The organism is Aeromonas sp. s3, from assembly GCF_040907805.1.
GTDB classification, from domain to species: Bacteria; Pseudomonadota; Gammaproteobacteria; order Enterobacterales; family Aeromonadaceae; genus Aeromonas; species Aeromonas dhakensis.
In genome coordinates, this window is sequence record NZ_JBFOCQ010000031.1 from 66778 (window position 1) to 77951 (window position 11174).

12 protein-coding genes and 1 tRNA gene are annotated in these 11174 nt (G+C 61.6%); 1 reads left to right on the plus strand and 12 read right to left on the minus strand.

Annotated features, from left to right (window positions below; genetic code table 11):
- Nucleotides 1-190: 190 nt before the first annotated feature.
- From prlC to AB5Y98_RS17620, 11 genes are all read right to left on the minus strand, one after another.
- Nucleotides 191-2233, minus strand: coding sequence for an oligopeptidase A (prlC, locus tag AB5Y98_RS17570; RefSeq protein ID WP_010635571.1), 2043 nt, complete (start codon nucleotides 2231-2233; stop codon nucleotides 191-193).
- A gap of 231 nt (nucleotides 2234-2464) precedes the next feature.
- A complete protein-coding gene (hemB, locus tag AB5Y98_RS17575) occupies nucleotides 2465-3484 on the minus strand; it encodes a porphobilinogen synthase (RefSeq protein ID WP_201893072.1) in 1020 nt (339 codons plus the stop codon).
- A 3-nt stretch (nucleotides 3485-3487) separates the two neighbouring features.
- A complete protein-coding gene (locus AB5Y98_RS17580) occupies nucleotides 3488-4273 on the minus strand; it encodes a TatD family hydrolase (RefSeq protein ID WP_208201471.1) in 786 nt (261 codons plus the stop codon).
- A gap of 111 nt (nucleotides 4274-4384) precedes the next feature.
- The gene (gene tatC, locus AB5Y98_RS17585; RefSeq protein WP_005307280.1) at nucleotides 4385-5140 is read right to left on the minus strand and encodes a twin-arginine translocase subunit TatC; all 756 of its coding nucleotides are present in this window, start codon (nucleotides 5138-5140) and stop codon (nucleotides 4385-4387) included.
- Nucleotides 5137-5586 (minus strand): Sec-independent protein translocase protein TatB, encoded by a 450-nt coding sequence (gene tatB / locus AB5Y98_RS17590; RefSeq protein ID WP_139726404.1) that lies wholly within the window; start codon nucleotides 5584-5586, stop codon nucleotides 5137-5139. Before tatB ends, tatC begins: the two co-directional genes overlap by 4 nt.
- A 3-nt stretch (nucleotides 5587-5589) precedes the next feature.
- Entirely contained in the window at nucleotides 5590-5841 is a 252-nt protein-coding gene (gene tatA / locus AB5Y98_RS17595; protein ID WP_005307275.1) for a Sec-independent protein translocase subunit TatA, read from the minus strand.
- Between the two features lie 41 nt (nucleotides 5842-5882).
- The gene (gene ubiB / locus AB5Y98_RS17600; RefSeq protein ID WP_368232366.1) at nucleotides 5883-7523 is read right to left on the minus strand and encodes a ubiquinone biosynthesis regulatory protein kinase UbiB; all 1641 of its coding nucleotides are present in this window, start codon (nucleotides 7521-7523) and stop codon (nucleotides 5883-5885) included.
- Nucleotides 7523-8131, minus strand: a complete 609-nt coding sequence (locus AB5Y98_RS17605) for an SCP2 domain-containing protein (protein WP_005307271.1) — start codon at nucleotides 8129-8131, stop codon at nucleotides 7523-7525. The genes ubiB and AB5Y98_RS17605 overlap by 1 nt, the downstream gene beginning before the upstream one ends.
- A gap of 8 nt (nucleotides 8132-8139) precedes the next feature.
- Nucleotides 8140-8892: a bifunctional demethylmenaquinone methyltransferase/2-methoxy-6-polyprenyl-1,4-benzoquinol methylase UbiE gene (gene ubiE / locus AB5Y98_RS17610; protein ID WP_010635575.1), complete on the minus strand. Its 753-nt coding sequence runs from the start codon at nucleotides 8890-8892 to the stop codon at nucleotides 8140-8142.
- 65 nt (nucleotides 8893-8957) lie between these two features.
- A complete protein-coding gene (gene crcB / locus AB5Y98_RS17615; RefSeq protein ID WP_005307266.1) occupies nucleotides 8958-9335 on the minus strand; it encodes a fluoride efflux transporter CrcB in 378 nt (125 codons plus the stop codon).
- A gap of 85 nt (nucleotides 9336-9420) precedes the next feature.
- Entirely contained in the window at nucleotides 9421-10686 is a 1266-nt protein-coding gene (locus tag AB5Y98_RS17620) for a cytosine deaminase (RefSeq protein ID WP_368232368.1), read from the minus strand.
- A gap of 92 nt (nucleotides 10687-10778) precedes the next feature.
- Between AB5Y98_RS17620 and AB5Y98_RS17625 the strand changes: the two genes are divergently transcribed.
- Nucleotides 10779-11033 carry a hypothetical protein gene (locus AB5Y98_RS17625; RefSeq protein ID WP_368232369.1) on the plus strand — a complete coding sequence of 85 codons (255 nt, stop codon included), beginning with the start codon at nucleotides 10779-10781 and terminating at the stop codon, nucleotides 11031-11033.
- A gap of 48 nt (nucleotides 11034-11081) precedes the next feature.
- On the opposite strand, the gene AB5Y98_RS17630 is transcribed toward AB5Y98_RS17625, so the two are convergent.
- Nucleotides 11082-11157: transfer RNA gene (locus tag AB5Y98_RS17630), tRNA-Thr, on the minus strand.
- Between the last annotated feature and the right edge of the window lie 17 nt (nucleotides 11158-11174).

Below are 11174 nucleotides of genomic sequence, written 5' to 3' on the forward strand. Positions count from 1 at the left end.
TCTCCTTGGAAGGTAGACCCCGACTCTACTGAAGAGGCGGGAACAGTGCAAACATGCTATCCGCAAGATATTAAAATGCCTTGAGAAAAGGGACCAAAAGGTCCCTTTTTATCTCAAAAATCACGCGGTGATCGCACTCTGTGGCAGAGGTGTACCTGCTTGAAGCTCACGCCTGGCGGGGCCTGCAGCCTCATGCGGCAATCCCGCTGTGGCGCAGCAAGGCATCCACCTGAGGCTCACGACCACGGAAGGCGCGGAACAGCTCCATCGGCTCCTTGGAACCACCCTTCTCCAGGATGTTCTTCAGGAAGGAGTGGCCGGTCACTGGGTTGAAGATCCCCTCCTCCTCGAAGCGGGAGAAGGCGTCGGCGGAGAGCACTTCCGCCCACTTGTAGCTGTAGTAGCCCGCCGCATAACCGCCGGCGAAGATGTGGGAGAAGCTGTGCTGGAAGCGGTTGAAGGCCGGCGGCGTCATCACCGCCACCTCGCGACGCACCTCGTCCAGCAGCGCCGGGATCTGATCCGCATTGGCCGGGTCAAACTCCTGATGGAGACGGAAGTCGAACAGGGCGAACTCCAGCTGACGCAGCATCTGCATGGCCGCCTGGAAGTTGCGGGCGGTCAGCATCTTCTCCAGCAGATCCGCAGGCAGCGGCTCGCCGGTCTCGTGATGGCCGGAGATGAAGGCCAGTGCCTCGGACTCCCAGCACCAGTTCTCGAGGAACTGGCTCGGCAGCTCCACCGCGTCCCAGGCCACGCCGTTGATGCCGGCCACGCCGGCCACGTCGATCCGGGTCAGCATGTGGTGGATGCCGTGGCCGAATTCGTGGAACAGGGTGACCACTTCGTTGTGGGTAAACAAGGCCGGTTTGCCATCCACCGGGCCGTTGAAGTTGCAGGTCAGGTAGGCCACCGGCTTTTGCAGCGAACCGTCCTGACGGTAGCGACGACCCAGGCAGACATCCATCCAGGCACCGCCCTGCTTGTGCTCGCGGGCATAGAGGTCGAGGTAGAAGCTGCCGCGCAGCTCATCCTCGGCATCGAAGATGTCGTAGAAGCGCACGTCCGGGTGCCAGGTGTCGATGCCGAGGCGCTCGCGCACCTTCATGCCGAACACCCGCTTGACCACCTCGAACAGCCCTTTCACCACCTTGCTGGCGGGGAAGTAGGGGCGCAGCTGCTCGTCGGAGATGGAGAACTTGTGCTGCTTGAGCTTCTCGGCGTAATAGGGGATATCCCAGGCCGCCAGCTCGCTCTGGCCGTGCTGTTCGCTGGCGAAGGCGCGGATCTCTTCGAGCTCGGCCTTGCCCTGCGACAGGGAGCGGCGCGCCAGATCGGTGAGGAAGTTCACCACCTGCTCCGGCTTGTCCGCCATCTTGGTGGCAAGGGAGAGCTCGGCGTAGTTGGCAAAGCCGAGCAGCTGGGCCAGCTCGCGGCGCAGGGTGAGCAGCTCGGTCATGATGGCGGAGTTGTCCCACTTGCCGGCATTGGGGCCCTGGTCGGAGGCGCGGGTGGTGAAGGCCTCGTACAGCTCGGCGCGCAGGGCGCGGTTGTCGGCATACATCATCACCGGCAGGTAGGAGGGGATGTCCAGAGTGAACAGCCACCCTTCCTTGCCCTTCAGCTCGGCCAGCTGGCGAGCGGCTGCCTGTGCACTCGCAGGCAGCCCGGCCAGCTCGGCCTCGTCGGTCACCAGCTTGCTCCAACCCTGGGTCGCGTCCAGCACGTTGTTGCTGAAACGGGAGGCCAGCTCGGAGAGGCGGGCCTGGATCTCGCCGTAGCGCTGCTGTGCCTCGGCGGGCAGGCCGATGCCGGACAGGCGAAAATCGCGCAGGGTATTCTGGATCTCCTTGCGCTGGGCGGCGCTCAGCAGGGGGAAATCGTCGCTCTCGGAGAGGGCCAGGTAGGCTTGATAGAGCCCTTCGTGCTGACCGACATAGGTCTGGAATTCGGACAGCAGCGGCAGGCAGGCGTCGTGGGCCTCGCGCAGCGCCTCGCTGTTGAGCACGGAGTTGAGGTGGCTGACCGGCGACCAGATCCGGGACAGACGGTCATTTACCTCTTCCAGCGGGGCGATCAGGCTGTCCCAGGTATGGGGCTCGCGCTGGGCCAGCACATCGCTGATCTTCTGTTTGCAATCGGCAATAGCCTGCGTCACGGCAGGCTGTACCTGGTCGGGCTGGATCTGGCTGAACGGGGGCAGCGAGTCCATTGTCAGCAAAGGGTTAGTCATCCGGCAATACCTCTAAATTCTCTACAGCCCCTGCCGTCCAGAAGCTTGCTTGGACTACCTAAGATGTAGGCAGAAACCCCATTAATCAAGCCTTTGCCATCGAGAGCGAGGGCCGCGGCCCACATTTGGTCAAAAGCTGCGTACAAAACGACCAGATAGCCTCCCAGAAACGACAATGCCGGCCCCAGGGCCGGCATTGTCTGCAGTGCACTGACTGAAGGTGTCCAGCCATCAGGCCCGGGCATCTTCCTTCAGCCACTGCGCCACGCGCTTGGCGAAGTAGGTGAGGATGCCGTCGGCCCCGGCCCGCTTGAAGCAGAGCAGGGACTCCATGATGCTCTCCTTCTCCTTCAGCCAGCCGTTCTGGATCGCCGCCATGTGCATGGCGTACTCGCCGCTCACCTGGTAGGCAAAGGTCGGCACGCCGAACTGATCCTTCACCTGGCGGATCACGTCCAGATAGGGCATGCCCGGCTTGACCATCACGCTGTCGGCCCCTTCCTGGATATCCAGCGCCACCTCGTGCAGGGCTTCGTTGCTGTTGGCCGGATCCATCTGATAGGTGGCCTTGTTGTTCTTGCCGAGGTTGCCGGCCGAGCCGACCGCGTCGCGGAACGGGCCGTAGTAGCAGGAAGCGTACTTGGCGGAGTAGGCCATGATCTGGGTGTTGATGAAGCCGTTCTCTTCCAGCGCCGCGCGAATGGCACCGATACGGCCATCCATCATGTCGGACGGCGCCACGATATCGACCCCGGCGGCAGCGTGGGAGAGCGCCTGTTTCACCAGGATTTCGGTGGTGATGTCGTTCAGCACATAGCCTTCATCATCGATGATGCCATCCTGACCGTGGGTGGTAAACGGGTCGAGCGCCACGTCGGTGATGACCCCCAGCTCCGGGAAGCGGGCCTTCAAGGCACGCACTGTGCGCTGGGCCAGCCCGTCCGGGTTGTAGGCCTCTTCCGCCAGCAGGCTCTTCTGCTCCAGCGGGGTGACCGGGAACAGGGCGATGGCCGGCACGCCAAGTGCCACCAGTTCGGCAGCCTCCTCCAGCAACAGATCGATGGAGAGACGCTCCACCCCAGGCATGGAGGGGACGGCCTCACGGCGGTTTTCCCCCTCCAGCACGAACACGGGGTAGATGAGATCATTGGCGGTCAGTACGTTCTCGCGTACCAGACGACGGCTGAAATCATGTTTGCGCACCCGGCGCAGGCGGCGGCCCGGAAAGGCGCCTGGAAGAGTTGTAGCCATGAGTCACTCCAAAAGAGGAAGTTGGAAAAACGCGGCGGAGGTGGCCCGGGTATGGGCCAGCAAGGCCTCGGGCGCTTCACCACGGCAGGCCGCCACCACCTGGGCGATGTGCGGCAAAAAAGCGGGTTCGTTGCGTTTGGGTCTGGGCTTCAGATCCCGCGGCACCAGGTAGGGGGCGTCCGTCTCTATCATCAGCCGGCCAGCCGGAATGCGGGCCACCTGTTCACGCAGCAACTGACCGCGACGCTCGTCACAGAGCCAGCCGGTCACCCCGATATGCAGCCCCAGCGCCAGACACTCGTCCAGCTCCTCATCGGAGCCGGTGAAGCAGTGCAGCACGGCCCCCGGCAGTTTGGGCAGCCAGGGGCGCAGGATCTCGATGAAACGGGCGTGGGCATCGCGGCAATGGAGAAACACCGGCATCCCGAGCTCGGCGGCCAGCGCCAGCTGGGCGTCGAACACCGCGTCCTGCACCGGACGGGGCGAGAAGTCGCGGTTGTAGTCGAGACCGCACTCGCCGATGGCCACCACCTGTGGCAGCGCTGCCAGCTCGCGCAGGGCGGGCAGGGTCGCCTCATCGACACTCTTGGCGTCGTGGGGATGGACCCCGGCGGTGGAGAAACAGTAGCCAGGCCAGCGGGCGGCCAGGGTGGCGCTCTCGCGACTGCCGACCAGATCGGTGCCGGTCAGGATCAGCGCCTCCACCCCGGCGGCGCGGGCGCGGGCCACCAGATCGGCCTGTTCATCGGCAAACTGGCTGCTGGTCAGGTTTACACCTATGTCGATCATGGGGTCAGCGGGTCCGAACAAAAGGAAGACATATCAGGTATTTGAAAACCATCTACTCGATGGGGCCTTACCATACGCCTCGAACGGGAGCATGAAAAGAGGAAGGGAGCCTCAGCTCCCCTCTTCCGTTGATTCCTGTTGCTCCTCGTCCTCTTTCTTCACGTAGAAGCGGGCGAAGAACAGACCTATCTCCCACAAAGCCCACATGGGGATCGCGAGCAGGGTCTGGGAAAAGACATCCGGCGGCGTCAACAGCATGCCGACCACGAACACCCCGACGACGACGTAGGGACGTTTCTCCTTCAGGCTCTTGGGGGTGGTCACCCCGGTCCAGCACAGCAGTATGGTGGCTACCGGAATTTCGAACGCCACCCCGAACGCGAAGAACAGGGTCAGCACGAAGTCCAGATAGCTGGCGATGTCGGTCGCCACCGTTACCCCGGCGGGCGCGGTGCTGGTGAAGAAACCGAACACCAGCGGGAACACCACGTAGTAGGCAAACGCCATGCCGGCGTAGAACAGCACGGCACTGGAGGCGACCAGCGGCATGATGAGGCGCCGTTCATGCTGGTACAGACCGGGGGCGATGAAGGCCCAGGCCTGGTAGAGCAGATAGGGGATCGCCACGAAGAAGGAGACCACCAGGGTCAGCTTGATGGGCGTCAGGAAGGGCGTCGCCACGTCCGTCGCTATCATGCTGGTCCCTTCCGGCAGCTGGCTGAGCAGCGGCTGGGCCACGAAGTCGTAGATGTTGTTGGAGAAGTAGATCAGCGCGATGAACACCAGCAGGATGGCGGTGATGGAACGCAGCAGGCGCGTTCTCAGCTCCACCAGGTGGCTGATCAGGGGTTGTTCGGCCTGACTCATGGCTGCTTCACCTCCCCTTGTTCGGTACGTGGCTGGGCACCGGGGCGCTCATCCACGATCGCAGTCTGTTCCGGCGCGGCCACCGCGGCGGCTGGTGGCACAGATTCCTCCTTCACCTCGGCCGATGCCGGTGCAGGATGGATGGTGTTTTGCTGTTCGTATGGACGGGTCACCGATTGTGCGGCCGCTTTCAGCTGCTCGATAGACTCCTGCAGCTCGGGGCTCAGGTTGTTCATCTGCAGCTGTTCGGCCTTCTTCAGGTCGTTGTGCAGATCCTGCAACTTGAGCTCCTGCTCCAGCTCGGCCTTGACCGAGTTGGCAGTGCTGCGGATCAGTCTGATCCAGTGGCTGGCGGTACGGATCGCCACGGGCAGCCGCTCGGGGCCGAGCACCACCAGGGCGACGACACCAATGACAACCAGCTCCCAGAAACCGATATCGAACATGGCTTAGGCCTGATCTTTATCTTTCTGCTTGGCGGCATCGCTAGGCTGGCCGGCCGCTTCGTTCAGCTGCTTCGGCGGAAACTCGGCATCCTTCTGCTCGGACTTGGCATCGCTCGGCTCGTCAGAGAGCGCCTTCTTGAAACCCTTGACCGCGGCGCCCAGATCACCACCGATGCCACGCAGCTTCTTGGTACCAAACAGCAGCACGACGATGACTGCGATGATCAACAATTGCCAAATACTGATACCACCCATGATTTTTATCTCCAGGACAGGCGCCCGCTGGCGCGGTTTATTTAATGAGAACGGGTCCGCAACCAACCCAGCAGCCAGCATAACCCGGCGCCGGCGAGGCTGATTTGTCCCCACTCAATGTGTTGTTTTTGGGTCAGCAAGAATACACCGGCCAATAGCAGGCTGGCTCCAACCCCTAAGAGGTAGCGAGCCTGACCCTGCCGACGACTGTGACGGCGGAACTCGGCGAACATCTGGTCGAAATGGTGCTGTTGATGGCGAGTCTGGCGCAGGGTCTCGTAGACCAGCTCCGGCAGTTCCGGCAGCTTCTCCGCCCAGAATGGCGCCTTCTCCTTGATGGCGGTCCACACCGCCTTGGGCCCCACCTGCTGGTACATCCAGTTTTCCAGATAGGGTTTGGCAGTCTGCCACAGATCCAGCTGGGGATAGAGCTGGCGACCCAGCCCTTCCACATAGAGCAGGGTTTTCTGCAGCAGCACCAGCTGCGGCTGCACCTGCATGTTGAAGCGACGCGCGGTGTTGAACAGGTTGAGCAACACGTGGCCGAACGAGATCTCGGACAGCGGCTTCTCGAAGATGGGCTCGAGCACGGTGCGGATGGCGAACTCGAACTCATCCACCTTGGTATCGATCGGAACCCAGCCGGACTCTACGTGCAGCTCGGCCACCCGGCGGTAGTCGCGGTTGAAGAAGGCGAGGAAGTTCTCCGCCAGGTAGCGCTTGTCTTCCCGGTTGAGGGTGCCGACGATGCCGCAGTCGATGCCGATCCAGAGCGGATTCTCGGGGTGCTCATAGGAGACGAAGATGTTGCCCGGGTGCATGTCGGCGTGGAAGAAGCTGTCACGGAACACCTGGGTGAAGAACACCTCCACCCCGCGCTCGGCCAGCAGCTTCATGTTGGTGCCGTTGGCCTCCAGCGCCGCGATGTCGGAGACCGGAATGCCGTAGATCCGCTCCATCACCAGCACCTGTTCGCGGCAGTGCTCGGTGAACACCTCGGGCACGTAGAGCGCCTCTGAGCCGGTGAAGTTGCGGCGCAGCTGGATGGCGTTGGCCGCCTCCCGCATCAGGTTGAGCTCGTCGAGGATGGTCTTGCGATACTCCTCCACCACCTCGATGGGGCGCAGTCGTCCACTCTGGGGCACGAAACGGGCCACCAGACGGGCCAGCGCCTGCATCAGCCGCAGGTCGGCCTCGATGACCGGTTCGATATCGGGGCGGATCACCTTGATGACGATCTCGCGGCCGTTTTCCTTCAGTCGAGCGGTGTGCACCTGGGCGATGGAGGCGGACGCCAGCGGCGTCTCGTCGAAGTCGTCGAACAGGGTCTCGATGGTGCAGCCCAGGCTCGCCTCGATCTGGCGACGGGCGGCCTGACCGCAGAAGGGGGGCACCCTGTCCTGCAGCAAAGCCAGCTCTTCGGCGATATCCGGAGGCAGCAGATCGCGCCGGGTCGAGAGCATCTGGCCGAACTTGATGAAGATGGGGCCGAGCGCCTCGAAGGCGAGCCGGATACGGGCACCACGGCTCAGCTCCTGGTGTTTGTTCTTGAGCCAGAACAGGCTGCGGCGGGCCAGCCGGCCGGGCCAGGGCTGATAACGGGCGGGCACCAGCTCGTCGATGCCCTGCTCCAGCAGGATGCTGATGATGCGATAGAGGCGCTTGAACTCCTTCGGTGTCATCAGGCTACCCGCTGTTCGAAGCGGGCCAGCCGCAGCTCGACCGCTTTCATCTGTTGCGCCAGCAACTCGACATCGTCGTTGAAGCTGGCCACTTCCAGCGGACCCGGCGCAAGCCGGATCTCTTCGGTCAGATACTCGGCCAGCTGACGCTGGCTGCGGCACAGTTCACGGCCCAGCAAGCGACGCGCCTGACGGGCACCACGCAGCAGGGTGTGGGCCAACACGTCGCCGGTGTAGCGGGACAGCTCCTCTTCCCAGTCAATGTCGAGCTCACCCAGCAGCACGCTGAACGCCTGCACCAGCTGGGGGTCGCCGCTCAGATCCAGCTTCTCCTCGCGGATGTAACGCGTCAGAGAGGAGGGATCCTTGAGCAGGCCGAGGGCAGTCAGGGAGAGGCTCAGCACCGCATCGGCCTCCCCTTCAAACTTGGCCAGCACATCCAGCCGGCGCCCGGAGAAGACAAACCAGAGCGGCTTGAGCTCGCGCAGCTCCAGTTTGAGTACCTTGCCCGCCAGCTTGCGCAGCCGCTCGGGGCTCTGCTTGTCCAGTTCCAGCAGCCGGTTGAGACTGGTTTCGATCACCGCGGTGACCATGGCATCCATCGGCATAGGCGACCTTAAAACTTGTAACCACGGTGCAGGGCGACCACGCCCTGGGTCAGGTTGTAGAACTCCACCTGCTCGAAACCGACATTTTCCATCATGCCGGCCAGGGTCTGCTGATCCGGGTGCATGCGGATGGATTCCGCCAGATATTTGTAACTTTCGCTATCGTTCGCGACGATTTCGCCCATTTTCGGCAGCAATTTGAAGGAGTAGAGGTCATAGAGCTTGGCGATCACTTCGCTCACCGGCTTGGAGAACTCCAGCACCAGCAGACGGCCGCCCGGCTTCAGTACCCGGAACATGGAGGCGAGCGCCTTATCCTTGTCGGTAACGTTGCGCAGGCCGAAGCCGATGGTGATGACGTCGAAATGGTTGTCCGGGAAGGGGAGCGCCTCGGCGTTGGCCTGAACGTAGGAGACGTTATTGGCCACCCCCAGGTTGCGCAGCTTGTCGCGACCCACCTTGAGCATGGAGTCGTTGATGTCGGCCAGTACCACCTGACCGGTTTCACCGACGATGCGGGAGAACTTGGCGGTCAGATCGCCGGTACCACCGGCCAGATCCAGCACCTTCTGACCCTTGCGCACACCGGAGCAGTCGATGGTGAAGCGCTTCCACAGGCGGTGGATGCCGAACGACATCAGATCGTTCATCAGATCATACTTGGCTGCCACCGAATGGAAGACGCCGGCGACCAGGGTTTCCTTCTCGGTCGCGGCCACGGTTTTAAAGCCAAAATGCGTTGTCGTAGTCTGTTCTGACATCCCTTAAACACCCATAGAGCAAAGAATGGCCGCCAGTTTACCAGAGCCAATGGCGTGCGGACACCTTAAACCCGGCTGGCGACCAACTGCATCCCCAGCACCACCATGGCCAGACAGAGAAACAGGTTGAGGCCGATGTTGAGCAGCGCCTTGAGATAAGCACCATGCTGGGCCAGCGCTACCGTATCCAGCGCAAAAGAGGAGAAGGTGGTGAGGGCACCGAGGATCCCCACCATCAACAGCGGCTTCATCGGGTGTTCGGCTATGTGGCCGTGCAGGATGAGGGCGTAGGCTACCCCCATGATGAAGGAGCCGATCAGATTGACCATCAGGGTGCCGTAGGGGAAGTGGCGCCCCAGCAGCAGCGCCATCAGCTCGGCGATGCCAAAACGCAGGCAGGCACCGATGGCCCCGCCGGCAGCAACAAATAACCAGGTTTGCATGGAAGCAGACTCCACAGTATCAGGCCGACATTATGCAAAATGTCGACCCGGGGGGACAGCAGGGCAATTAATCGACGCCCTCGGCTCAACGGCGAAAATCGACCGGCTCGCTCTGTGCCAGGTGCAGCGTGGTCCGGGCCGGCCTGGTCTCGGCAATCAGTTTGCCATGGCGAATGGAGTAGCGCACCGGCACTTGCCGGCGCACCGCATCGAAGCCGTTTTCGGCAGGCAGGATCAGCAGATTGGCCGGCTTGCCCAGCTCGATGCCGTAGCGATCCTGCACGTTCAGGGTGCGGGCGCTGTGACTGCCGATCAGCTTGAGACTGTCGTTGATCTCTTCGTACCCCATGACCTGACAGACATGCAGCCCCATGTGCAGCACCTGCAGCATGTTGGCCGTCCCCATGGGATACCAGGGGTCGAACACGTCGTCGTGACCGAAGCAAACGTTGATGTTCGCCGCCAGCATCTCCTTCACCCGGGTGATGCCGCGACGCTTGGGATAACTGTCGAACCGCCCCTGCAGGTGGATATTCACCAGCGGATTGGCGACGAAGTTGAGGTCCGCCAGCTTCAACAGCCGGAACAGGCGCGACGCATAGGCCCCGTTGTAGGAGTGCATGGCGGTGGTGTGGCTGGCGGTCACCTGCTGACCCATGCCGCGCTCGTAGGCCAGGGTCGCCAGCGTCTCGATGAAGCGGGACTGCTCGTCATCGATCTCGTCACAGTGCACATCCACCAGAACCTGATACTTCTCGGCAAGATCGAACACATAGTGCAGACTTTCGACCCCGTATTCCCGGGTAAACTCAAAATGGGGGATGGCACCGATCACGTCGGCACCCAGCTTGAGGGCTTCTTCCAGCAACGCCTTGCCGTTCGGGTAGGAGAGGATCCCCTCCTGCGGGAAGGCGACGATCTGCAGCTCCACCCACTCCTTCATCTCTTCCCGCACTTCCAGCATCGCCTTGAGAGCGACCAGATTGGGATCGGAGACATCGACGTGGGTGCGAACGAACTGGATACCGTTGGCGATCTGCCACTTCAGCGTCTGGATGGCGCGCCGTTTCACATCCTCGTGGGTGAGCATTGCCTTGCGCTCGGCCCAGCGTTCGATCCCCTCGAACAGGGTGCCGGAGAGGTTCCAGCTCGGCTCGCCCGCCGTCTGGGTGGTATCGAGATGGATGTGCGGTTCGATAAAGGGGGCAATGGCGAGCCCCTCCTCCCCATCCAGCTCATGGGTGGAGAGCAGATGAGTGCTCATGGGCTCGATGGCACGGATCAGGCCATCCTGGCAGAGGATCTGCCAGGACCCCTCCCTGCCGGCCAGGCGCAGGTTCTTTATCAGCATGTTTTTCTTCCTTTTTTCAGCCGCCAATTGCTTTTTCAAGCCACAACTTAGCTTGGATCAATTTGATAGAAAAGCGTTCATATTGAATACATATGAGACTGTTACTATTGATAGACAGCAACAATAAAAGGGAGTTGATTGGGATGAAAGCAGGATTGACCGAGATCGGCAGCGCAGGCTTGTTTCACGAGTATCTGCAGACGCTGGACATCAGCAAGCCACCGTTGACCTCGATAGAGAAGCAGTGGGAATACAAGCGCGATGAACGACTGGTGGCTGCCATCCAGATAGAAGCGTCGGGACAGCCCCGTTTCTATCTCGATGCCAGACAGATATCGATGAATTGAAAAAGCAGAAACAAAAAAGCCTCCCGATTGGGAGGCTTTAATATTTAATGGTGCTGATACCCAGAATCGAACTGGGGACCTCATCCTTACCAAGGATGCGCTCTACCGACTGAGCCATATCAGCACACTAACCGGTAAAGA